Here is a 24,150-nt window from a genome sequence, read left to right as displayed (position 1 = left end):
GCAATGCGACAACAAGGCACTCTGATCCTGCGCCTGTGGAAAGGCCTGTTTAACTTCTATGCGGCGGCGGTGTTACTGTTTCTGATTGTACCGGTGCTGACCATCGTGCCGCTGTCGTTTAACGCCAGCTCGTTTCTCAGCTACCCGCTCAGCGGCTTCTCGCTGCGCTGGTATCGCACCTTCTTTCATTCGCAGGAGTGGCTGGGCGCGCTGGGTAACAGCCTGCTGATTGCGCCGCTGGCAACCCTGCTGGCAACGGTGCTTGGGGTGCTGGCGGCGACGGGGCTGGTGCGCGGTGAGTTCCGGGGTAAAGGGGTGGTCATGGCGATTATCATCTCGCCGATGGTCGCCCCGGTGGTGATTATTGCCGTTGGCATGTTCTTCTTTTTCGCCAGGCTCTCACTGCTTAACAGCTACCTCGGCCTGGTGCTGGCACACGCGCTGCTCGGCGTGCCGTTTGTGGTGATCACCGTGGTAGCGGTGTTAAAAAGCTATGATACCAGCCTGTCTCGCGCCGCTGCCAGCCTCGGGGCGTCACCGCTGCGGGTCTTTTGCAAGGTCACGCTGCCGCTGATCGCTCCGGGGGTGTTTTCCGGCGCGCTCTTTGCCTTCGCGGCCTCTTTCGACGAGGTGGTTGTGACGCTGTTTCTCGCCAGCCCAAGCCAGCGCACGCTGCCAATCCAGATGTTTGCCGGTATTCGAGAAAATCTTGATCCCACCATTGCTGCCGCTGCCAGCCTGATGATTGGGGCCTCGCTTGCCCTGCTGATCGTGATGGAGATATTGCGCCGCCGGGGTGAGAAGATGCGCCCGTCCAGCCCGGCAAATTAGCGGGTCACGGGGTGATGCGGGGAAACGGCGATGGTGCACCTTGGTGGCACCATCGCCAGCGGTTACTCCTGCGCAGACCGCCCGGAGTCATTGTTACGCGTCAGCCACAGCGACAGCGCTTTCAGCGAGTCAGCGGTAAACTCGTCGCAGCGGGCGGTGATCTCTTCCGGCGTCATCCAGAAAATTTCATCGACCTCTTCTTCCTGCATGGAAAACGGGCCGTGGGAAACACAGCTGAATAACCCACCCCAGGCGCGGCAGTGTTCATCTTCGAAATAGAACTGGCCGTGCTCTGCAAACGGCACCGAGGCGATCCCCAGCTCTTCTTCCGCTTCGCGCCGCGCCGAAGCCAGCATCTCTTCGCCGCTCTGTACCACGCCACCTGCCGTAGCATCCAGCATGCCCGGCATAAAGTCTTTGTTTTCGGTTCGACGCTGTACCAGAATTTTACCCATGCCATCGTGAACCACGATGTAGGTTGCGCGATGGCGCAAACACTGCGCACGCATCTGTACACGGCTGGATTGTGCGATCACCTCGTTGTCTTCGTTAACGATATCCACCCATTCCGTGCCCTGATCTTGCTCCACCATCCGTAACCCTTTTTTTGTTCTGGCGCCTGGCGCTTAGTTGATCGCTTGTCTCCGCGCCTGATGGCGCGAGCCGCACTAAATTAATGTGTAACCGCGTCTGAAGCAATCTCCAATTTGTGCGCTATTCACGGTCAGCTCGCAACGATTCGGCCAGCCAGCGCTGTACCGAGGCGCGCTGCCACTGGAAATGCGCGTAGTCGGCAAGGCGCGGCGGCAAGGGGTCATGATGCAGTGCCAGACGATTGAGCATCACCGCAAGGTCGGTATCGGCTATTGACCATTCGCCAAACAGATTCTGCTGGTTTTCAGGCAGCAGGCGTTCGACCGCGTCAATCAACCTGGCGGCGTCGTACCTTGCCGCTTCGTCCAGAGGCGTAAAGCGCTTACCGGCAAACAGCACCTCCGTTGGGCGCTGTTGGCGAATGGGTATAAAATCGCTGCGCAGCCACGCCTGTATCTCACGCGCCCTGGCGCGTTTTTCAACATCACGGGGATAGAGACGTTCATAGTCCGGTGCCGGAAAGCGGTCCTCCAGATATTCCACGATCGCAGAGGATTCCGACAGCAGAAAGTTGTCCACCGCCAGCGTCGGCACGCGGCGCGTCAGCGACACCTGGGCGTAGGTCGGCTGCCTGTGCTCCGCGTTCGTCAGGTCCACGCTCTTGATGGTGAAAGGCAGCCCCTTTTCGCTTAGCGCAACATAGACCGACATCGCATAAGGGCTAAAAAAATGGGCATCTGACCACAAAACTATTGGGGGATAACGCATCGGTACACCCTCTGACGTTGTTGCATTAGGAGCTTCCTGTTTACCGATTTTTTCCCTCGAAGGCAATCTCCGTCGCGCCCGTGGCGTGCAATTCACAACATCAATCTGTGCGCATGGCATCACACGCAATTTCGCCATCTTCACCTATGATAAAAGCAGATGTTGTACTGACTCTTCTGAAAGGATAACCACATGCATATTCTGATTACCGGCGGATCGGGGCTGATTGGCCGCCCGTTAACTGCCCGCCTGCTACAGCTGGGCCACCGGGTCAGCGTGGTCACCCGCGACGTCGCCGCTGCCCGCAGCAAACTAGGGGAGCGGGTCGGGCTGTGGTCCGGGCTGGATCAGCAGCAGGATCTGAATGACGTTGATGCGGTGATTAATCTGGCCGGGGAACCGATTGCCGGCAAGCGCTGGAGCGACTCGCAAAAACGTCTGCTGTGTGACAGCCGCTGGCAGATAACCGAACGTCTGGTTGAATTGATTAAGGCCAGCAGTCGCCCTCCGGCGCTGATGATATCCGGCTCTGCCACCGGGTACTACGGTGATTGCGGCGATCAGGTGCTGACCGAGGACGATGCTGGCCATGACGAATTTACCCATCGGCTCTGCGCGCGCTGGGAACAGCTGGCGCAGCTGGCGCAAAGTGACCAGACCCGCGTCTGCCTGATACGTACCGGCGTGGTGCTGAGTAAAAAAGGGGGGGCGCTGGCACAAATGAAGCTGCCGTTTAAGCTGGGCATCGGCGGGCCGCTGGGTAGCGGCAGGCAGTATATGCCGTGGATCCATTTGGAAGATGCCATCAGCGGTATTCTGTGGCTGCTGGATAAGCCAGAACTGCACGGGCCCTTTAACCTGGTGGCACCCTACGCGGTGCGTAATGAACGGTTTGCCGCCGCACTCGGCCATGCCATGCATCGTCCAGCGTTTATGCGCGCCCCGGCTTCGGCCATTAAACTGATGATGGGCGAGTCGGCGGTGCTGGTTTTAGGTGGGCAGCATGTCATCCCCCAGCGGCTGGAGGCGTCAGGTTTCGCTTTCCGCTGGTACGATTTGGAAAAGGCGCTGCGGGATGTGGTTTAGGCCCTGCCAGCGGCCGATCCGCGAAATCGGCAATCATTAAATGGTAAAGGGGGGCGATACCCGCCCCCCCTTTTTTGATACCGCCCTCTGGCTGGCTTTACTTCAATGCTCCCGAAAGAAACTGTTGCAGGCGCGCACTCTTGGGCTGGCTGAACAGCGCTTCCGGCGGCCCTTCCTCTTCAATTTTGCCCTGATGCAGGAAAATCACGTGGTTGGAAACATGACGCGCAAACTCCATTTCATGCGTGACTACCACCATGGTTTTCCCCTCCTCCGCCAGCTTTTGCATAATTCGCAACACCTCGCCGACCAGCTCCGGGTCGAGCGCCGACGTCGGCTCATCAAACAGCAGCACCTCCGGCTCCATCGCCAGCGCACGGGCAATGGAAACACGCTGCTGCTGACCGCCTGACAAATGCACCGGGTATTTGCCGCGCGCGCGCTCATCAATGCCCACCTTATCCAGATAGCGGATGGCCCGCTCGCGAGCCTCGGCTTTCGTCAGGCCCAGCACCTGCACCGGCGCTTCCATCACGTTTTCCAGCACCGTCATATGGCTCCACAAATTAAAATGCTGGAAAACCATCGTCAGGCGGGTACGAAGGCTGCGCAACTGCTCTTTATCAGAGACCTTCAGCTGCCCGTCGGTGTCACGCACCAGTTTAATGTACTCATTGTTAACCGAAATGGTGCCTTCGCTCGGCTTTTCAAGAAAGTTGATACAGCGCAGGAAAGTGCTTTTCCCAGAGCCGGACGATCCGATAATACTGATAACATCCCCGGCGTTTGCCTGTAGCGAAACCCCTTTCAGCACCTCGTGCTCACCATAACGTTTATGCAGTTCGGTCACGCTTAGTTTTTTTTCAGCCATAGTGTACTCAATGGGATGATGAAGGTTTAACGTGTGCCAGCCAGCGTTTTTCCGCTTTGCGGAACAGACTAATCAGCGCGTAAGAAATAATCAGATACAGCACGGCGGCGATGCCAAAGGCGATAAACGGCTGATAGGTAGCGGAGTTGATATCACGCGCGACCTTCAGCAGGTCCGGCACCGTGGCGGTAAATGCCAGCGCCGTGGAGTGCAACATCAGGATCACTTCGTTACTGTAGGCCGGCAGAGCGGTGCGTAACGCTGAAGGCATGATAATGCAGCGATAAAGCTTAAACGTCGAAAAGCCGTAGGCGCGCGCCGCTTCAATCTCACCGTGCGGGACTGCACGAATGGCACCGGCAAACACTTCCGTGGTGTAGGCACAGGTATTCAGCGTTAGCGCCAGCAGCGTACAGTTCAGGCCGCTGCGGAAAAACGCGTTGAGCAGCTCAGTGCCCTTAACCACTTCCAGCGTATACATACCGGAATAGAACACCAGCAGCTGTACGTAAAGCGGCGTACCGCGAAATATGTAGGTAAATAACCACACCGGAAAACGCACCGTTTTGTAAGGCGATACGCGCGCTATCGATAGCAGCAGCGCCATACCGCCGCCCAGCACCACGGAAACCACCAGCAGCCACAGGGTGATCGCCACGCCAGAGAAGCGGTAGCCGTCAGTCCACAGCAGGGCCTTCCAATATTCCTGAATAATCTCAATCATAAGTCTGCCCTTTTTACGCCCACCGTGTAACGGCGTTCCAGCCACCACAGCACGCCGTTAGAGAGCGTGGTAAATATCAGGTAGATAATGCCCGCGACGATGGCGAACCAGAACGGTTGCCAGGTGGATTTTCCAGCCAGCTGGGTGGCTTTTACCACATCCTCCAGGCCCAGCAGTGACACCAGCGCCGTGGCTTTCAGGATAACCTGCCAGTTATTGCCGATCCCCGGTAGCGCAAAGCGCATCATGGCCGGAAACAGAATACGACGGAAGGTTTGAGAATGGGTGAAGCCGAAGGCGGTAGCCGCCTCAACCTGCCCTTTCGGTACGCTCATCCACGCACCACGAAAGGTTTCAGTAAAATAGGCCCCATAGATGAAACCGAGGGTGATAATCCCGGCTACCATGGGATCGATATCAAACTGGGCAAAACCTAAGAAGTCAGTGACCTGATTTAGCGCAATCTGCAAACCGTAAAAGATCAGCAGCATCAGCACCAGGTCCGGTACGCCGCGTATCAGGGTGGTGTAGCCTTCAAAAATCGCCGCCAGCGGGCGACTGTTGGAAAGCTTGGCCCCAGCGCCGATCAGTCCGAGCAGCACGGCAAACACGACCGAGCTAAGCGCCAGTTCCAGCGTCACCAGCGCGCCTTTAAAAATAACTTCAGAGTAGCCATAAAGCATGGGCAATATCCTGTCGTGATACCCGTCATCCCTCACGTTACCCGGCAATGGCTGCCCGGAGCTTGCGCCGTCAAAGCCGCGACCATGCGTTTGCATCGCATGATATTTCGCCACTCGAAAGCCGCACGGCGGCGAGATGAGTGATGATGGGTACAGAAATCGTTACTACCGGGCATCAGCCTCACCCATATACGCGGTGAGGCCCGCAGACAGGGTTAATTAACCGCCGTACACATCAAAGTCGAAGTACTTTTTCGCTAACTTCGCGTAGGTGCCGTCTTTACGCATTTCTTCAAAGGCTTTATCGATGGCCGCCTTCAGGTCAGGGTTGTCCTTGCTTAAGCCCATACCGGTGCCCACACCAAAGATTTTCTCATCTTTTACCGCCGGGCCGGCAAACGCATAATCTTTACCGGCTGGCTGTTTGAGGAAACCTTCGCTGGCAGCGACCTCATCCTGGAATGCCGCATCGATGCGCCCTGCGGTCAGATCCTGATACACCAAATCCTGGTTAGCATAGGGCGTAACGGTGATACCTTTTGGCCGCCAGTTTTCGTTAGCGTAGGTTTCCTGAGTGGTGCCCTGCAACAGACCAATCGTTTTCCCTTTCAGCGAATCCAGCGTTGGCTCAATTTTAGAGCCCTTAGGCGCGATCAGGCGGGAGTTTGCGGCATATAGTTTTTCAGAGAAGGCGATCTCCTGCTGGCGTTTAGCGGTAATCGACAGGGAGGAGATGATGGCATCAACTTTCTTTGCTTTCAGTGAAGGGATCAACGCGTCAAAGTCGCTTTCAACGAAAGTACATTTCGTTTCCATGCGTCGACAAATTTCGTTGGCAAGATCGATATCAAAGCCCGTTAGCTGCCCCTGAGCATTTTTCATTTCAAACGGGGCATAGGTCGGATCGGTGCCGATGCGCAACGTTTTTGGGCCAGCGGCAAAAGCGCTACCTGCCGCCGTCATTGCCATTAACAGGGAAAGAGCCAGAACCTGCTTTTTCATAGATACCCCTCAGATTGGATTTTATTATGTTGTGCGTGATGTCTTTGCGCTGTGGCTAACACTGTTTTGATTTGCAGGTTCCGTGCCACTTTATGCAGCGTCCATCTGTTTTTAAAATGCGTTTCACCAGGCCCTGCAAACGCCCGGTTTGCAGGGAAATTTATAGCAGTTTTGTGTCAGCAGAAAAGCGGCGATGATTCGTCGTGGTGCACATTCTGTTCAGAAAGCGATTCAGCACGAATTTTCGCACCAGATCAGTGCGGTTCACCGAGGCACTGCACCCTGCCAGCGCATAAACAGGTCCTCGCCCAGTTCGATTTCGAACTGGTCGATCACGCGGTTTACCGTCTGGTCGACAATATCCATTACGCTTTGCGGGCGGTGGTAAAATGCCGGCACTGGCGGCATCACGATCGCACCCAGCTCCGCCGCCGTGGTCATCATGCGCAGGTGCCCAAGATGAAGCGGAGTTTCCCGCACGCACAGCACCAGCCGACGGCGCTCTTTCAGGATAACGTCCGCTGCGCGCGTTAAAAGCCCATCGCTGTAGCTGTGAACAATGCCGGACAGCGTTTTCATTGAACAAGGCAAAATGACCATGCCGTCCGTTTTAAACGAGCCGGACGAAATGCTGGCGGCGATGTCGCGCGCATCGTGTACCACATCCGCCATTGCCTGAACATCACGCACCGAGTAGTCGCTCTCCAGTGCCAGCGTCTGACGCGCCGCCTGGCTCATTATCAGATGCGTTTCAACGTCTGCCACCTGTTGCAGGATTTGCAGCATGCGTATGCCGTAAATCACCCCGCTGGCGCCAGAGATACCAATAATGAGTCGTTTCATACCCTGTCCTTAAAAAAAAATGAGCCGGAATCGCTTCCGGCTCATGTTACCTGCTTACAACACAACGCGCTTAGCCTTCGTTATGCATTTCCAGGTTTTCCACTTCATTCTGACGCTGCATCGCTTTAGCATCATCGTTGCGCAAGGATTGCAGGTACTCAAGATACTGCTGATCGACATCTTTAGTGACGTAGATCCCGTCGAATACCGAACACTCAAACTGCGTAATATCTGGGTTTTCTTCGCGCACCGCATCAATCAGGTCACTCAGATCCTGGAAGATCAGCGCATCAGCACCGATCAGCTGGCGGATCTCCTCAACTTCGCGCCCGTGAGCAATCAGCTCCGTTGCGCTAGGCATATCAATGCCGTAAACGTTCGGGAAGCGGATTTCCGGTGCCGCTGAAGCCAGGTAAACCTTCTTTGCTCCCGCTTCGCGCGCCATCTCAATAATCTGTTCAGAGGTGGTGCCGCGCACGATAGAGTCATCCACCAGCAGCACGTTTTTACCACGGAACTCGGCGCGGTTAGCGTTCAGCTTGCGGCGAACCGCGCTGCGGCGCAGGTGCTGACCGGGCATAATAAAGGTGCGGCCCACGTAGCGATTTTTCACGAAGCCCTGACGGTATGGCTTGTCCAGAATACGCGCCATCTCCAGCGCAATATCACAGGAGGTTTCAGGGATTGGGATCACTACATCGATATCAAGATCTTCCCATTGCCGGGCGATCTTGGCACCGAGCTTGGTGCCCATCCGCACGCGGGCGCTGTAGACGGAAATCTTGTCAAGGAACGAGTCCGGACGAGCGAAGTAGACATATTCGAACAGACACGGATTGCATTTAGGATTTTCAGCACACTGACGGGTAAACAGCTGGCCTTTTTCCGTCACGTATACCGCTTCACCCGGCGCCACATCACGCAGGAACTCAAAGCCCAACGTATCCAGCGCCACGCTTTCCGAGGCCACCATATATTCGATCCGGCCGTCGGCCATCGGGCGCTTGCCGATCACCAGCGGACGAATGCCGTTAGGATCGCGGAACGCAACCAGCCCGTGGCCAATAATCATCGCCACGCAGGCGTAAGCTCCGCGCACCTTCTGATGCACCGCCGCAATAGCGGCGAAGATGTTGTCAGCCTCCAGCGGGTAGTGCTGGAAGCGATCCACTTCCTGCGCAAAAATATTGAGCAGAATTTCAGAATCTGACGTGGTATTCACATGACGGCGGCCGCTTTCGAACAGCGCTTTGCGCAGCTCGTGGGCGTTAGTCAGGTTGCCATTGTGCGCAAGGGTAATACCGTACGGGGAGTTCACATAAAAGGGCTGAGCTTCAGAAGCGCTGGAGCTGCCAGCCGTCGGGTAGCGCACATGGCCAATGCCCATATTGCCCTGCATACGCTGCATGTGGCGGGCTTCAAATACATCGCTGACCAGGCCATTTGCTTTACGCAGACGGAAGCAATTTAATGCATCAATGGTCACGATGCCTGCGGCATCCTGCCCGCGATGCTGAAGCACCGTTAACGCGTCATAAATAGACTGGTTGACCGGCATGAAACCGGCGATCCCGACAATACCGCACATATTGATATTTCCTCATAAGCCGCGACCCCGGTGCAATTACCGGGGCAAAAAACTCGACGTGCTTTTCAGGTAATCAAAAAACCACCTGATGATATAACTGAACTGGGGGATCAGCTGGGACTGTTGCCAGTCCGCACTTTTGGAAAAACCGGTGAACGTATCAAGGAAAAACAGCATGGCGGACACGATCAGCACGCCACGTAATGCCCCGAAACAGACGCCCAGAACCCTGTCGGTGCCCGACAGACCGGTTTTTTCAACCAGAGAGCCAATCACGTAGTTGACGATCGCCCCGACAATTAACGTGGCGACAAACAGCAGCGCAATGGCTATCCCATTCCGAACCAGTTCATCTTCAAATCCAGTGAACCAGACGGCAAGGAAGGCGTAATAATGACTGGCGACAAAAAATGCGCATCCCCAGGTCACCAGGGAAAGTGCTTCCCGAACAAACCCACGGATCAGGCTGACAAGAGCCGAAAAACCGATAACCGCAATAATGACGTAATCTATCCAGACCATAAACACTTCCAGTGACCCTGCCCCGGACTGCCTCTTGAGAGACTCAGCCGCAGTTCGGGGCGAATTCTAACAGAAAAAGAAAACGTTTGCGTAGGGGTTTTACCGTGCGAATTTAAATTAAACCCTGGGTTTAAAAAAACCGCTGGCGGCAGTCTTTCTGACTTACCCGCATCCCCTGACGCAATACCTTGATTTGCCTCTGTCATCATGCACAACGCCCGAAGTTGCCGTGTAGCAACTTCGGGCGCATATGACGTTCGCTATCGCAATAATAGCCCTGGCCTGTGGAGCGGAACGAGCAAAACCATTAATGCGTTCCGTAAGGTTTCACCACGCCACCCAGCCCGGAAATACCCTGTAGCGCGCCAATGGCGGCCTGCATTTTTGCTTTGGACGCGTCAGGCCCAACGTAAATACGGGTAATCTGCCCCTGCACCGGCGTTGCCGGGACGGTAAAGGCGCGATAGCCGGACAGACGCAGTTGAGCCACGATTTCATTGACTTTGGCAGCATTTTTTAATGCGCCAAGCTGTACGACATATGCCTGGCCCACGGGTGCCGTTTCAGCAGGTGGGGGAGAATTATCCACCGTGGCTTCTGGCTTCGCTTCCGGTTTGTTCACCGGTTTCGGTTTTTCAACCGGCTCGGCTTTTTCCACCGGTTTCTCAAGCGGTTTTTCGACCGGCCTGGACTGAGGCTTAGGCTGCGGTTTTGGCTGCGGTTTTGGCTTCTCCACCACTCCAGGTGGCTGAACCTGCTGTTGCACCGGAGGCGGCGTCACCACCGTTGGCTGATTGTTCGAAGCCGGTACGGTCGAGCCGCTTTCCGCCTGCGAGGGATTATCATTTCCCGCTGCGGTAACTTGCCCGTCATGCGGTGCCTGGGCTGGCAGCGGCTGGGTCACCGACGGCACCATCTCGGTTTCAGGCTGTTCATCCGCTTTCGGCACCAGGGGAATGGCGGCGAACTCTTCTTTATAATGTTTCTTTTGACCATCAAGCACGCCGGGCAGCACGATCACCCCCAGCGCAACGATAATAACGGTGCCGACTAAACGGTTTTGAAACTTACTTGCCACTGCCATTCTCCGCTGCCATCGTTTCCATTACCTGCGCAACGGTGTGGAAAGAGCCGCACACCAGCACAATATCCTGTTGATCCGCCTGCGTTAACGCACCGTGCCAAGCGGCGGTGACCGAGGTAAATGAGCGCGCGGCGGTGAGATGCGCCGTAAGCTGCTCTGCGCTGGCGCCACGCGGGCCTTCCAGCGGTGCGCAGTACCAGTAATCAACCTGCGGGGCAAGGCACGCCAGCGTACCGGCGATGTCTTTATCGTGCAGCATACCCACTACCGCATGCACTTTGCCCGCTTTTTTGATCTCGGCCAGACGCCCGGCCAGATAGCTCGCAGCATGAGGATTGTGTGCCACATCCAGGATGACCCTGGGTGATTCGCTCACTGTCTGAAAACGTCCTGGCAGGATCGCCTGGTGCAGACTGTTGCGGATGATGGCCTCATCAACCTTCAGGGTTGAAGCGCGCAGCGCCGCGAGCGCGGTAGCCGCGTTAGGCACGGGAACCTGCGGCAGCGGCAAATGCTCAATGCTTCCATTAGCATCGTGGAAAGACCAGCCGTCACCGTTAACCTGATATGACCAGTCGCGATCGCGCTGATACAGCCGTGCGCCCTTCTCTGTCGCTACGTCGGCAATGGTGTGTGGCATATCCGGTTCGCCAATCACCGCCGGCTTACCTTTGCGGAAAATACCCGCCTTTTCACGGCCAATGCTTGCCCTGTCCGGGCCCAGCCAGTCGGTATGATCAAGCGCAATGCTGGTCACCACCGCCACGTCCGCATCCACAATGTTGGTCGCATCCAGCCGCCCGCCCAGGCCGACTTCGAGGATCACCACATCCAGCTGCGCCTGCTTGAACAACCACAGCGCCGACAGCGTGCCGAATTCGAAGTAGGTAAGCGAGGTGGCGGCACGTCCGGCTTCAATCGCCGCGAAAGAGGCGGTATGCGCGGTTTCTGCCAGCTCCTCTCCCTGAACGCGCACCCGTTCAGTGTAGCGTACCAGGTGAGGAGAACTGTAAACCCCAACACGATAGCCTGCAGCAAGCAGAAGCGTTTCAAGGGTGCGGCAGGTGGTGCCTTTGCCGTTAGTACCGGCAACGGTGATCACGACAGGGGCTGGGATAAGCAGGTCGAGCGCAGCAGCAACGCGATGAATACGTTCCAGCCCAAGTTCAATAGCCTGGGAATGCAGATGCTCAAGATAATGAAGCCACGCGGCAAGAGACGACGTGGCTTGAGGAAGATTATCCATGTGTCCCGTTCACAAAGTTACGGTTCATTGATGAAAGGGGCGCGAGCCCCCTTCTCATCATCGGTCAGGCCTCAGGGTTCTGAGGCTCAACGGCCGCTTCGGTGACAATATCTTCCTGGGGAGCAGGTAGATTCATCATTTTAGCCAGCACGCTGGCCAGCTTGAAGCGCATTACCGGACGGCGCACGATCATATCAATCGCCCCTTTTTCAATCAGGAATTCGCTGCGCTGGAAGCCTGGCGGCAGCTTTTCCCGAACGGTCTGCTCGATCACACGAGGACCCGCGAAGCCTATGAGTGCTTTAGGTTCCGCAATATTTAAATCGCCAAGCATGGCGAAGCTGGCAGATACCCCGCCCATCGTGGGATCGGTCAGCACAGAGATGTAAGGCAGACCACGCTCCTGCATTTTTGCCAGCGCGGCGCTGGTTTTTGCCATTTGCATCAGCGACATCAGCGCTTCCTGCATGCGCGCCCCGCCTGATGCGGAAAAGCACATCATCGGGCAGTTATCTGCCAGCGCCTGCTCTACCGCACGCACAAAGCGTGCACCGACCACAGAACCCATTGAGCCGCCCATAAAGGAAAACTCAAACGCTGCCGCAACGACAGGCATACCGTGCAGAGTGCCTTTCATTACGATCAGCGCGTCCGTTTCGCTGGTGTCTTTTTGAGCAGCCGACAGACGATCTTTGTATTTTTTAGAATCCCGGAACTTGAGCACATCTTTTGGTTCCAGTTCGCTACCCAGCTCAATCAGTGAACCTTCGTCCAGCACGCTGTGCAGACGAGCACGGCCATGCATACGCATGTGATGGTCACATTTGGGGCAGACTTCCAGATTGCGTTCCAGCTCGGCGCGGTAGAGAACCTGGCCGCAGCTATCACATTTTGTCCAGACCCCTTCAGGAATACTTGCCTTACGCGATGGGGTTGTTGTGCTCTTATTTAGAATTCGTTCAATCCAGCTCATTGATGACCTGTTATGTTGTTTTTTGTGCTAAATCAGATACTTAACACAGATTATCGCCTGAGAATTAGGCGTTATTACACCACAAAACACGGCACTTCGCTACACATTCGTCAATGAGGAAAACGGCCGCGTATAAGGGGAAATTTAACGATGATGCCCCGGCTCTGCTGCATACGCAGTCTTTGAGCATAAATGAAATACCTATTCATCAATACATCCCGGTTAGGGCCGTGTACTGCGGGAATATGCTGGGGTAAGGAAGGGTAAGCGTTGTGTAGAGAAAAGAGCGCCAGCACTGGCGCCGTTAGGCATCTTTTACCAATCTGTTCTGATAGATATCTCGCGTCAGGAGCGCGATACCGTCTGCGGTATTCAGTAACAGGTGCCCTAAGTAGCCCGGATCGTGTGACGCAAGGTAGGCGAGATTTTCAGGCTTCATGAAATGATCCATGTGCCCACGGTACAAAGAAATCCGGCTGAGATACTGCTTATTCAATTCTTTAAAATCGCTCTTTTCTACAACTTTACCCGTCCGGATCTTTTCAATCATATCATCTTTAGCATCGAGCACCGGGATAAAATCCCCATCTTCAAGGGGAAAATAGACGATATCACTGGTCATCATGCCAACGTGCGAAGCCTCATGTAACAGGGTGCTGCTCAGGCTTAGAACGGGAACTTGCCTCATGGTTTGATCAGGATGAGTGGGATCAACAAAATAGAGCTTATCGGCATTGATAAAGATCTTGCCACTTCGGTCAAGAAGGGCAAAAGCCAGCGTCCCGAAATTTCTTTCTTCTTCAGTAAGAATCGGGCGATGATGAACAATTTCGTCACCCGGTAACATATGATCGGTTAGCGGCTCTTTAACCAAACTCGCTAAGTGGATTTTGTTTAGCTTCAGCGCAGACTGCGTCCTGATAAGATAATTTTTAAGGGTAAGGGCAAAACTTCGCAGAAACTCAACGTTATCGGTATTCATCACTATACGGAGATAATTTTCGCAATTCTGACTGAAGCTGCTCAACTCTTTAATAACGCTAGGAATGACCTCTCTGTTGAGATGATTAACAGCATTTTCAACGTTGAGTTTCGCACCACGTAAATAGAGAGGATGAGAATCGGTCAACTTTGTAAGTTCTGACAACTCTACGGTATTTTTACTATACATAATCCTGGATGAGTAAAAATGTCTACCAATCAGATCTTTGACGTCTTCACTATCTATAAAAGGACTATACTTCTCCCTCGGGTTAGCAATAATAAATCGTTTCGACATTAATACCTGATCGACAATATTCCTTATGGTATCCAGCCCCGTAATGCTGTTATATATCCTGTTACTCAAATAATTGCTAATTGCTCCTTTTCTCATACCTAGTCTTTCAGCCAAAAAATCGATCTGATTTTTTAATTCTATCCTGCCATTTTTTTCATCAAAAATAATAGTAGTAATATCATTCTTCTTCCTGAAGACATCCCCTTTTGTGAATATACGCAGCATGGCCCTATTGACAGCATTACTCTTGCTGTCAGACGAGATGATTTCAGCCCTGAAGAAATGTCCATTATAAAGATAGTAATACTTGTTTTTTTCAGGATTAACAAATAAGCCAGGGAATTCTGGCATTTTGTATTGAACCAACCTGGTATTTAAAATCGTTTTTTTACTGACATGGCCCAATTCAATGTTGTGCTTTAGCAATGCGTCCAGACTATCGGTAATAACAAGTGGCGTACAGCTTGTGGATATTTCTGGTGAACGTTTTAAATCGCAGTGTTCTAACTCAATATAGTTGAGTGGATTCTCTTTAACCGCCCCACGTTCTCTCAGGTAGATATCCCTGCTTAAAAAAAGACCTATGTTATTTTCACTGGACGGATCGATGGCATTACGAATGAAAATATTACCTCTTGAATAACTGGACACGGAAAAATACTTATTGTTTACGGTGAAAAGCATTTTACCTTTTTTATCAACGTAGACGCCTGGACCAATTTTTCGCACGGGGGGAGCATTGGCCCTTTCACCGTGAGTACAGAGAAAATCATAAGCTTCCTCTTCAATGCTCAATGGCCTTTCTGAAACGGGATCGAGAGTGGGAAAACCGACGCTCAGGTTCCTATAGCCAAAGATAACATCCGGTGAATTCCTTAGCTTAAAAATACCGTTCTCTTTGACGAATAAACTCTCGGGTCTGTTAACAAGATTGTAAATATCACTAAAGGGCTGATGGACTTCGTAATATTTTTGTTTGTATTTAAGATAAAAATTCCCCTCATGATCATAACTAAAGCCATCAGTCATGATATTGCTAAACAGACGATCGTGAGTGATGGTTTTTCCATTGCCATTGCTGCCAAGCAAAACATCCAGATTCTCATCGACCTGGGTAGACTCCTCTTCGAACACCCAACCATATTCCGTTGATAGCAGAATACTCCTCTCTTTTTTCTTAGGTGAAATAGCAACGCTTATGGTGCTATCGAAAATATCATACTGCTCTACCGGCACCAAATACCCTCTGATGAGGACATATTCTGACAGCTTACCCGCCCTCCTGTTAAAGCTGATGATATCCGTATTCTCGTTATCCGCCTGCAGCAAGACATCTCTGTTTTTTATGAATTTATTTATCGGAATACCAAAATCCTTACTGTAATTAGTATTGTAGGATGAATAAATTAGCTCTTTTTCCTTACTGATAAATTCCCATTGAAAACTTGACTTATTATAGGCAATAACCCGCGTAGTATCTCCATCATTTATATAAGACTCCCCCGTTTTCCGCCTGTGATAAGAGTAGGCTTTACCCTTTATCTCAACGGCTAATTTTTTATCCTTTAGTATAAACCTTCTTACGGGTTCTCCGATCGCTATGCCATTCTTTCCTTTCTGCTTTCCGGAATTTTCGTAGAGAGACACCATCTCTGATCCAGAGAGCGTCGGGATGGTTTGTCTTATCATAAACATCAATTGCTGATTGACGCCTGCGATATTTTGTAGATTTATAGGCTTCCCCGATAAATCGTCTGCAAGTACCTGCAATGCAGGAGCAACGATAAGTTGGGCAACGGCAATGACCTGCGATCCTGGTAATAATGTCAGTATTTGTGTGGTCAGAGAATCGATTTTCCCGTTGATTTTGTCGACTCGCTCAGTTGTCTGGTTTGTTGGACAGCCCTTTCCTAGAGCATTGTGATAGTAAATAATAAGAGACTCATCTCCCAACGTTCTCACTGGAGAGGCCAGAGTTTTTCCTACCTGTCTGACAATGTCAGCCCATGATATATTTTCACGCTCATCAATACATGAAAAATCGAATAGCTTTTCTATTTTCACCTCGTCATAAAAGGTACTCATTGTCGTGCTATAAATTTCAGAAGCTGAATGAGCACTTCTTTTGTTTTGAACTGCGACGGTGGTATTTAAATAAAACAGTGATGTATTCTTCTCATCTGGTGATTTTGTTTTAACCTTGACATTGCTTATTATTTCATTGAGCGTGAGAGGTCGAATTAATTCAATTTTCTCACCTGCAGGGGGGGGGGCATAAGCATCTTGTTTTTCCCACGTTCAGTACGACATTCTTAAATATTTTATTTTTTTTCTTTTGCGCGTGATGAAACTTATGACACTTTTCTTCAAATTTCATCGACCTGCATATATCAGGTTGGTTTTTTGTATAATAATACTTTCTCGGTGGCTTGGTCCTGGGTTTGTGTTGCCAAAAAACAGGAGAAACTTTCTTACATGGCACTATTATTCTGTGTGCCATGCGTCCTGCGCCCACGGTTTCATAACAAATCAGATCGGAGATAGCGATTTTTTTGACATCATCATGGTCAGGCGGCCTACTGGTCGTTAGCCTCCGTGGCGAGGCTCGGGCTGCGGGTTGTGGTAAAGGTTCGTACTGACTGACATGCCGATCGGCATTATAGTCCGCCGGGCGGTTGGCCATTTGTGCATCATGTTGATGAAAGAAAGGTAGCCCCCCCGCGTGGTAAATTCCCGTGCTGTTATTGCTGTTGTCTGCGGCCCGAACGCGCCGGAAGGACAAACTACCGACGGCATCTGCCAGCAGGCCAGCTCCTATCAGCAGCCCAGCCTTTCCTGTCAGCCTGAGCGCTGGCGCAGTGGATGTGTTCTGGCGAATTTCTCTCTGAAAAGCACAATTTTCAGCCAGCTGGTACAGCTCTTTTCCTGTCCTCCGTATTTCTGCCATCTCATCCTCGCCCTCATTTCGGGGGTTAATCTGCTTACCCGCTGATGAGAGCCATCCGCTCAAATGGCTCAATAATCCTGCCTTCGGTCGTGAGATGGGCGGCACGTAACGTAAAAGCTGAGTATTAGTACTTTCTGATACCGAAATCATATGTTCAGCCATCAATGCTTTTTCTGTAATCCACTTCTTTTCTTTTTCATTGAGAGAGGCATTAATAGCGGGGTGGTGATGTGCGGGCAGGGCTGACGTTTCAGGCATGATAAGGGCTCCTCTGATATTATTTCAGTCAGAATCAAGGCGGTTTACGTTCGGCGTAGCTCTACAATTAAGACCATCCTTAGAATAAATAATATCTAAAAACACTTTTAGCCGGAGATACGGCATGAAATGCCGCCTGTCTCACGACAGGCGATAAGAGAGAACAGCAGAGTTGGCTCAGTGAAGACGGCTCTGTTAAGAGATGATATATCGCGCGGAGAATTCGTATGAGGAGAGTCATTTGGCCTGACGCGGCCGAATTATCTTATCCAGACAGGCCGCCCTGGCGGAACGGCCTGCCTGTGCTTCAGGACTGTTTATCGGCAATACAAACGGTCGTGCCGATTAGCGTACCCTGTTCTGACGGGTCGCACGGCGATGACGCCATACTTCAATCACCCCCGGTAGAATTGACAGCAGGATAATGGCGACGATCAGTAGCTTAAGGTTTTCCTGCACCGCCGGGATATTGCCAAAGAAATAGCCAGCATAGGTAAACAGCAGCACCCACAATAGCCCGCCCGATACGTTATACATGGAAAAATGACGATAGGACATTTTCCCCATACCCGCGACGAAAGGCGCGAAGGTACGCACGATCGGCACAAAGCGCGCAAGGATAATGGTTTTACCGCCGTGTTTGTCATAGAACGCATGGGTTTTATCCAGATAGCTGCGGCGGAAGATTTTCGAGTTGGGATTACTGAACAGCCTGGCCCCGAACTGTTTGCCAATCATATAATTCACCGCATCGCCGAGGATCGCGGCCACCACCATCAGCGCCACCATCGTATGTACGTTGAGGTCGTTGCCCGGCAGCGCTGCCAGCGCTCCGGCAACAAACAGCAGGGAATCTCCCGGCAGAAACGGGGTCACCACCAGACCGGTTTCGCAAAACAAGATCAAAAACAAAATGGCATAGATCCAGATACCATACTGTGACACCAGCTCCGCGAGGTGAACATCAATATGCAGAATAAAGTCGACAACAAAACGAACTAAATCCATACGGGATTCCTTGAATACTTCAAACTAATATTAGTCACCGAGGAACAGCGGCCCCATCGGTGGGCTGGGTAATTCATAGCAGGCAGGGTAATCCACCGCGACCAGGTACAGCCCCTCTGCTCGCGCCGTTGCCGCTGCCAGCTTGCGATCCCTGGCTATCATCAGCTCACGCATCCAGCCCTCGGGCTGATTACCGCAGCCAATTTCCATCAGACTACCGACGATATTACGCACCATATGATGTACAAACGCGTTGGCCTTGATATCAACGACCACATACGCCCCATGGCGGCTGACGTTAAGGTGGATCACATTGCGCATCGGCGTACGCGACTGGCACTGCACGGCGCGAAATGAGGTAAAATCATTTTCCCCCAGCAGGCACTGTCCGGCGCGCTGCATTTTTTCCACGTCTAGCGGATGGTAAAAATGCGTGACGCCGCCGGCGAGAATGGCCGGGCGCAGGCGCTGATTATAGATAATATAGCGATAGCGCCGGGCGGTCGCGCTGAAGCGGGCATGAAATTCATCCGGCACCGCTTTGACCCAGCGCACGGCAATGTCCGCTGGCAGATTCGCATTCACGCCCAGCGTCCAGGCCGCGTCTTTACGCTGCGCGGTTGTCTCAAAATGGACCACCTGGCCCGTTCCATGAACCCCGGCATCCGTGCGCCCGGCACAGAAAACGTTAACCGGGCAATCGGCGACTTTCGCCAACGCTTTTTCCAGTTTTTCCTGCACGCTGCGCACTTCATTTTGCCGCTGCCAGCCGTAGTAACGGCTGCCATCATATTCAATGCCCAGCGCCAGTTTTACCGTCGGCCGTGGCACTTCGCTGTCGGACATCAGTAAAAATACTCCTGCACCAGCTTCTCGGCGGTTTTCACCGCCATCAACGCCCCGCCGAAGCGCACGTTATCCGCCACTGACCAGAACTGCAGCAGTTCAGGGATGCCGTAGTCATTACGTACGCAGCCGATGCTTAAATGGTCGCTGCCAGAGGCATCACCCACCTGGGTCGGGAAGTCATCTTCTTCCGTCAGATTGATATCTTCCGCCTGGGCAAGTGCGTCACGCGCTTCTTCCGCTGAAAGCGGGCGCAGGTTTTCAATATGTACAATCTGCCCGTTGCCGTAAAACACCGGAGCCTGCACGCTGCTGACCGCAATCGGCAAACCTTCATCCTGCAACACCTTACGCACCTGCTCAACCAGCTGGCGCTCTTGCGCTACGCTGCCCTCGCCGTCCGCCAGCAGCGGCAGCAGGTTAAACGCCAGCTGCCGGCCGAAATAGCCCTCGTCCACCGGCAGGCCGTTTAATAAGCGCGCACTTTCTCCGGCCAGTGAATCTACCGCCGCTTTACCGTGCGATGAGGCGGCCAGCAGATTGGTCACCTGGAGACGCCCCAGCCCGGCCTGCTCGACCAGCGGTTTAATGGCGCACAGCAGCTGACTGGTGAGCGCCGCGGCCACGCTGACGATATTGCGATTGCGATAGTCCGCCAGCACCTGCGGATTAACGTCTGGCACCACCAGCGGCACGTCCGGCTCCAGAGCGAAAAGATCGCTGCTGTCGATAACCAGACAACCGGCATTGGCCGCTTCCTCGGCGTAGCGCGCGGAGGCATCACGCCCGGCGACGAAGAACGCCAGCTGGACCTGTGACCAGTCAAATTCCGCCACATTGCTCACGCGCAGTGATTTACCCTGATAGCGCAGAACTTCACCCGCGCTGCGTTCGCTTGCCAGCGCATACAGCTCGCCAACCGGGAACTGGCGTTCCGCCAGCAGTTCCAGTAAAGCGCCCCCTACTGCGCCTGTCGCTCCCAGGATAGCGATATTCCAGCCGTCAGACATGTTGGTTTACTCCAGACAATGACATAAAAATGAAGGGCGGTGAGTTCACCGCCCGAAGATTCAGATTTTTCCCGTGGTATACGGGGTGATGCAAAGGCAACCCGGTCAATCAGCGCACCATATGAACGGCGTGAAAACCCAGCCGGTTCAGCAGCGCGGCCGTTGCCGCATTGTCGCATTCAACCCGCAAAGAGGACCACTCCCGGCGCTCCTGATAATTCTTGCGCAAACGGTCAAATTCACCGGCGATGGCCGCGCCGCGCCGCAGCGGCGCATCGTCGCTGCGCACATCATACACCAGATGCACCAGACGTTTCAGCGTTGCCTGATCAAGTTCGCCACTCAGGGTAATACGGCCAAACTCCGGCGCGGGGAGTAGCGTTTCCAGCGCGACCTGCTGAGGCCGTCCGATAAATTGCGTCCAGGCTTCAAAAACCTGGGTAGTCCCGCGCGCTTTGCCTTCGAGGGTATAGCCGGCAATATGCGCGGTGGCGATATCCACCTTCGCCAATAGCGGCAGCGAGAGTTCCGGTTCTGGCTCCCAGACGTCCAGCACCACGCTGAGATCGTCACGCTGCTCCAGCACCTTCAGCAGCGCGGTATTATCCACTACCGGGCCGCGGCAGGCGTTAATCAGAATGCTTCCCGGCTTGAGGTTTTGCAGCAGCGCTTCATCAACAATATGCCGGGTCTGATATGGCCCATCCTTGAATAGCGGAGTATGAAAGGTGAGTACGTCCGCTTCTGCCACCAGCTGCGACAACGGTAAAAATGTCCCCTCATCCCCGCGTTCAGCACGCGGAGGATCGCATAGCAAGGTGCGGATGCCTAAAGCCTCCAGCCGGGCCTGTAGACGACCGCCGACGTTACCCACGCCGACAATACCCACGGTACGATCGGCTAGCTGAAATCCGTCACGCTCGGCCAGCAGCAGCAGGGCTGAAAAAACATATTCCACCACCGCGATGGCATTGCAGCCCGGCGCCGCAGAGAAAGCAATCCCCTGCTGTTGCAGGAATGACTCGTCAATATGGTCGGTTCCTGCGGTCGCCGTACCGACAAACTTCACCGGTTTACCGTGCAACAGCCCGGCGTCTACCTGAGTCACCGAACGCACCATCAGGCCATCGGCATCATCCAGCTGTTCATGCGGGATGGGGCGACCGGGCACGGCCACCACGTCGCCAGTGCGGCCGAACAGCTCACGGGCATAAGGCATATTTTCATCAACGAGGATTTTCACAATAGGATTCCAGCTCATTCAGGAGGAGGTATTCTGCCATAAAGCAACACGGATGGGGCATCTTCCTCTTTTCCCACCGCCGGCTCGCAACTGAGGCAATCAGCGCATGTTATTTAGCGCCATGACGTATAAACTACCCCATTGTTTCTGCCTATCCGAGCACACCCTGATGAACTTCCTTTTTCCGCTACTGGCGGTGCTAATCTGGTCAGTCAACGCCATCGTCAGCAAGCTGTCCGCGGCGGCCATCGATCCCGCGGCCATCTCCTTTTATCGCTGGCTGGTGGCGCTGCTGGTATTAGCCCCTTTTGCCCTACCCGGCGTCTGGCGTCATCGCCAGCAGATCAAGCAATCATGGTGGAAACTGTTGGTGCTGGGACTGTTAGGCATGGTGATGTATCAGAGCCTGGCTTACTACGCTGCGCATAGCGTCAGCGCGCTGTTTATGGGGATTGTCGCCGCGCTGATCCCGCTGCTCACCGTACTGCTGAGCGTGGTGGTAATGCGCCTGGCGCCTACGCTGGGGATACTGCTCGGCAGCCTGCTGTCATTTTTCGGGCTGGTATGGCTGGTGAGCCAGGGAGAACCGGCAAAAATACTGACGCAGGGGCTGGGTAAAGGAGAAATCATGATGTTCGTGGCTTCCCTCTCCTATGCTCTGTATGGGGTGCTGACCCGGCGCTGGGCCATTCCGCTGCCCAACTGGCAGAGTCTGTGGATGCAGATCTTATTTGGCGTGCTGTTATTAACCCCGAATTTCCTGCTGGCAACGGATGTCTCGCTCAATGCTCATAACCTTCCGCTGGTGCTCTTTGCCGCTATTCCGGCGTCGATCGTTGCGCCCTTCCTGTGGATCCAGGGCGTGATGCGCCTCGGAGCAAGCAGCACCAGCATTTATATGAATCTGGTGCCCATTTTTACCGCCGTGATTGCGGTAAGCTTTCTGCATGAGACGCTGCACAGCTATCATTTTATCGGTGGGGGTATCGCCCTGGCGGGGGTCATTCTGGCGCAGCGACTGCGCACGCCATTGACTGGACGCAAGTCATCTTGTACGCCCGGCAATAAATCATCCGAATGAAGAAATAAATCGCGTCAAATGGGGTGAATACGCCCCCTTCCTCTACCTATCGCCGGGCGGGATTGTTATCATAGCCGATGACCTTTTACTCCGGCGCCCCCCGGACGTTGACTCTGACTGAAGGACTTCGCCATGCAACCTATAAGTGGCCCTGGTGCGCCCCTACCCGGCGATCGCCCGGCGATCGATGCTCATTCCGGCGCTGTGCAGCCGTTAACGCCTGCACAGCGCACCACGCTGGAAAGGTTGATAGTAAAAATCATGTCGCTCAGCTCGCTGAAATCTGCCGAACTGTGGGCTGGTCTGCGCCATGAGGTCGGAGTAAAAAATGATGCCGGACTTCAGGCTCGTCACTTTCCTCAGGCAGAGCAGTTTCTTAACCTGCGCCTGACGCAGGTGCAGGACAGTCACGCCACGCGCCAGCTGCAGCAGCAGCTCAGCGACCTGCTGCCTACCGGTAATAATCGCCAGGCCGTCAGTGATTTCATCCGTCAACAATTCGGTCATACGGTGCTGAGTTCGCTTAACCCGGATCAGCTACGTCAGGTGCTGACCATGTTGCAAAATGGCCAGATGGCCATTCCACAGCCGCAGCAGGGACACGCAACCGATCGCACCCTGCTGCCGGCGGAGCATCACGCCCTTAACCAGCAAATATCACGTCTGGCGGCGGCCACCGGAGAACAGCCGGTCAAACTGTGGGCCTCACTGCTGAAGGTGGTGAATCTGCACAGCGGCGATCCGATCCCGGCGCGCTTATTCCCGCTGCTGAACCAGTATCTGCAGGCCAGCCAGACGATGACGCAGCACGCTTCGACAACGCTGTCACAGCTGACCGCCACGCTGAAGCAGCCGCTGGATAGCGCCGAACAGCGGCTGTTAGAGGATCACAGCCAGCAGCGTTTTAACGCCGCACCGCAGACGCCGCTAAGCGCGGCGCAGGTACAGGATCTGTTAAACCTGTTGTTCAGCAAGCGCGCCGAGCGCCTGCTGGAGCAGCCCGTTGCCGACAGCGGACTCAACCCGAAACCCATTGTTATGCCGGCCTGGGGTGCGCTGCCTGCCGCAGTGCAGCCGCTGGCTAAACGCCCGGTGTTAGCCGCCTTTGTTACGCTGGTCCTGCTTGGCCTGGTGCTGTGGATGCTGCTGTAATTTAGCAGCCGCAGTCGGGCCCTGTGGTCGTCTCTGGCCAGCTGCCCGGCTCATCCCCTGTCGTTACCGGATGCCGATCGCGCCGCCAGAAATCCAGCCCGCCGATCAGTTCCTTCACCTTAAATCCTGCCGCCGCCAGCTTCCACGCTCCCCGGGTTGAGCCGTTGCAGCCGATACCGTCACAGTAGGTGACATACACTTTGTCACGATCCAGCGCCGCCAGGCTGTCGGCATTCATGGTGCGGTGAGGGAAACTGATAGCAGCGCAGATATGCCCGGCGTGATAATGCTGCGGTGAGCGCGTATCAATCACCACAATCTCCGCCACGCCGTTTGCCAGGTCCTGCGCCACATCCCAGGCGTCGGCATAGTAAGCCAGCTTTTCCGCCAGCCATGCCTCACTCTGCCGTGGAGAAGGAGGGGGAAATTGTAAAACCGCCGAAAAGTGACTCATAGGGAACTCCTGATTAACATCATGTCTTGCTATCATAAGCTGAACAGGTCTTAATCT

The 24,150-nt window shown here is 53.9% G+C and carries 23 protein-coding genes; 4 read left to right on the top strand and 19 right to left on the bottom strand.

Annotation, left to right across the window (positions count from 1 at the left end):
- The first annotated feature begins 3 nt into the window (after window positions 1-3).
- Complete coding sequence (locus tag ETA_RS07010; RefSeq protein ID WP_012440930.1) at window positions 4-831, top strand: ABC transporter permease; 828 nt, start codon at window positions 4-6, stop codon at window positions 829-831.
- A gap of 62 nt (window positions 832-893) precedes the next feature.
- Here ETA_RS07010 and yfcD read toward each other — a convergent pair whose 3' ends face one another.
- Window positions 894-1,424 carry an NUDIX hydrolase YfcD gene (yfcD, locus tag ETA_RS07005; protein WP_012440929.1) on the bottom strand — a complete coding sequence of 177 codons (531 nt, stop codon included), beginning with the start codon at window positions 1,422-1,424 and terminating at the stop codon, window positions 894-896.
- 121 nt (window positions 1,425-1,545) lie between these two features.
- Window positions 1,546-2,193 (bottom strand): glutathione transferase, encoded by a 648-nt coding sequence (yfcF, locus tag ETA_RS07000; RefSeq protein WP_012440928.1) that lies wholly within the window; start codon window positions 2,191-2,193, stop codon window positions 1,546-1,548.
- A 192-nt stretch (window positions 2,194-2,385) separates the two neighbouring features.
- On the opposite strand from yfcF, the gene ETA_RS06995 reads away from it, so the two are divergent.
- Window positions 2,386-3,279: a TIGR01777 family oxidoreductase gene (locus ETA_RS06995; protein ID WP_012440927.1), complete on the top strand. Its 894-nt coding sequence runs from the start codon at window positions 2,386-2,388 to the stop codon at window positions 3,277-3,279.
- Window positions 3,280-3,376: 97 nt separating this feature from the next.
- Here the strand turns inward: ETA_RS06995 and hisP are convergent, their stop codons facing one another.
- The 16 genes from hisP to pdxB form a co-directional block, all read right to left on the bottom strand.
- Window positions 3,377-4,150, bottom strand: coding sequence for a histidine ABC transporter ATP-binding protein HisP (gene hisP / locus ETA_RS06990; RefSeq protein WP_012440926.1), 774 nt, complete (start codon window positions 4,148-4,150; stop codon window positions 3,377-3,379).
- A gap of 7 nt (window positions 4,151-4,157) precedes the next feature.
- Window positions 4,158-4,874, bottom strand: coding sequence for an ABC transporter permease (locus ETA_RS06985; protein WP_012440925.1), 717 nt, complete (start codon window positions 4,872-4,874; stop codon window positions 4,158-4,160).
- Window positions 4,871-5,557, bottom strand: a complete 687-nt coding sequence (locus ETA_RS06980) for a histidine ABC transporter permease HisQ (RefSeq protein WP_012440924.1) — start codon at window positions 5,555-5,557, stop codon at window positions 4,871-4,873. Before ETA_RS06980 ends, ETA_RS06985 begins: the two co-directional genes overlap by 4 nt.
- A gap of 219 nt (window positions 5,558-5,776) precedes the next feature.
- On the bottom strand, window positions 5,777-6,559 hold the full coding sequence (gene argT / locus ETA_RS06975) for a lysine/arginine/ornithine ABC transporter substrate-binding protein ArgT (protein ID WP_012440923.1): 783 nt from the start codon (window positions 6,557-6,559) through the stop codon (window positions 5,777-5,779).
- A gap of 264 nt (window positions 6,560-6,823) precedes the next feature.
- Window positions 6,824-7,402 carry a UbiX family flavin prenyltransferase gene (locus ETA_RS06970; RefSeq protein ID WP_012440922.1) on the bottom strand — a complete coding sequence of 193 codons (579 nt, stop codon included), beginning with the start codon at window positions 7,400-7,402 and terminating at the stop codon, window positions 6,824-6,826.
- A 70-nt stretch (window positions 7,403-7,472) separates the two neighbouring features.
- Entirely contained in the window at window positions 7,473-8,990 is a 1,518-nt protein-coding gene (gene purF, locus ETA_RS06965; protein ID WP_012440921.1) for an amidophosphoribosyltransferase, read from the bottom strand.
- A gap of 36 nt (window positions 8,991-9,026) precedes the next feature.
- Window positions 9,027-9,512, bottom strand: coding sequence for a colicin V production protein (gene cvpA / locus ETA_RS06960; protein ID WP_012440920.1), 486 nt, complete (start codon window positions 9,510-9,512; stop codon window positions 9,027-9,029).
- A gap of 307 nt (window positions 9,513-9,819) precedes the next feature.
- Window positions 9,820-10,590 (bottom strand): cell division protein DedD, encoded by a 771-nt coding sequence (gene dedD / locus ETA_RS06955; RefSeq protein ID WP_012440918.1) that lies wholly within the window; start codon window positions 10,588-10,590, stop codon window positions 9,820-9,822.
- Entirely contained in the window at window positions 10,580-11,842 is a 1,263-nt protein-coding gene (gene folC, locus ETA_RS06950; RefSeq protein WP_012440917.1) for a bifunctional tetrahydrofolate synthase/dihydrofolate synthase, read from the bottom strand. The genes dedD and folC overlap by 11 nt, the downstream gene beginning before the upstream one ends.
- 64 nt (window positions 11,843-11,906) lie before the next feature.
- The gene (gene accD / locus ETA_RS06945; RefSeq protein WP_012440916.1) at window positions 11,907-12,815 is read right to left on the bottom strand and encodes an acetyl-CoA carboxylase, carboxyltransferase subunit beta; all 909 of its coding nucleotides are present in this window, start codon (window positions 12,813-12,815) and stop codon (window positions 11,907-11,909) included.
- 304 nt (window positions 12,816-13,119) lie between these two features.
- Entirely contained in the window at window positions 13,120-16,179 is a 3,060-nt protein-coding gene (locus tag ETA_RS06940; RefSeq protein WP_012440915.1) for a hypothetical protein, read from the bottom strand.
- A 169-nt stretch (window positions 16,180-16,348) separates the two neighbouring features.
- Complete coding sequence (locus tag ETA_RS20365; protein ID WP_012440914.1) at window positions 16,349-17,299, bottom strand: hypothetical protein; 951 nt, start codon at window positions 17,297-17,299, stop codon at window positions 16,349-16,351.
- Between the two features lie 345 nt (window positions 17,300-17,644).
- Window positions 17,645-18,307 (bottom strand): DedA family protein, encoded by a 663-nt coding sequence (locus ETA_RS06935; protein WP_012440913.1) that lies wholly within the window; start codon window positions 18,305-18,307, stop codon window positions 17,645-17,647.
- A gap of 30 nt (window positions 18,308-18,337) precedes the next feature.
- Window positions 18,338-19,153, bottom strand: a complete 816-nt coding sequence (truA, locus tag ETA_RS06930; protein WP_012440912.1) for a tRNA pseudouridine(38-40) synthase TruA — start codon at window positions 19,151-19,153, stop codon at window positions 18,338-18,340.
- Window positions 19,153-20,163 carry an aspartate-semialdehyde dehydrogenase gene (locus ETA_RS06925; RefSeq protein ID WP_012440911.1) on the bottom strand — a complete coding sequence of 337 codons (1,011 nt, stop codon included), beginning with the start codon at window positions 20,161-20,163 and terminating at the stop codon, window positions 19,153-19,155. Before ETA_RS06925 ends, truA begins: the two co-directional genes overlap by 1 nt.
- Before the next feature lie 109 nt (window positions 20,164-20,272).
- The gene (gene pdxB, locus ETA_RS06920) at window positions 20,273-21,424 is read right to left on the bottom strand and encodes a 4-phosphoerythronate dehydrogenase PdxB (protein ID WP_012440910.1); all 1,152 of its coding nucleotides are present in this window, start codon (window positions 21,422-21,424) and stop codon (window positions 20,273-20,275) included.
- A 151-nt stretch (window positions 21,425-21,575) separates the two neighbouring features.
- On the opposite strand from pdxB, the gene ETA_RS06915 reads away from it, so the two are divergent.
- Complete coding sequence (locus ETA_RS06915) at window positions 21,576-22,487, top strand: DMT family transporter (protein WP_012440909.1); 912 nt, start codon at window positions 21,576-21,578, stop codon at window positions 22,485-22,487.
- Window positions 22,488-22,619: 132 nt separating this feature from the next.
- On the top strand, window positions 22,620-23,639 hold the full coding sequence (flk, locus tag ETA_RS06910) for a flagella biosynthesis regulator Flk (RefSeq protein WP_012440908.1): 1,020 nt from the start codon (window positions 22,620-22,622) through the stop codon (window positions 23,637-23,639).
- 1 nt (window position 23,640) lies between these two features.
- On the opposite strand, the gene ETA_RS06905 is transcribed toward flk, so the two are convergent.
- Entirely contained in the window at window positions 23,641-24,093 is a 453-nt protein-coding gene (locus tag ETA_RS06905; protein WP_042958757.1) for a rhodanese-like domain-containing protein, read from the bottom strand.
- Between the last annotated feature and the right edge of the window lie 57 nt (window positions 24,094-24,150).

It is taken from the genome of Erwinia tasmaniensis Et1/99 (genome assembly GCF_000026185.1).
Taxonomy (GTDB): domain Bacteria; phylum Pseudomonadota; class Gammaproteobacteria; order Enterobacterales; family Enterobacteriaceae; genus Erwinia; species Erwinia tasmaniensis.
Note: the sequence above shows the minus strand (reverse complement) of the source record. Positions and strands in the feature narration are given on the sequence as shown.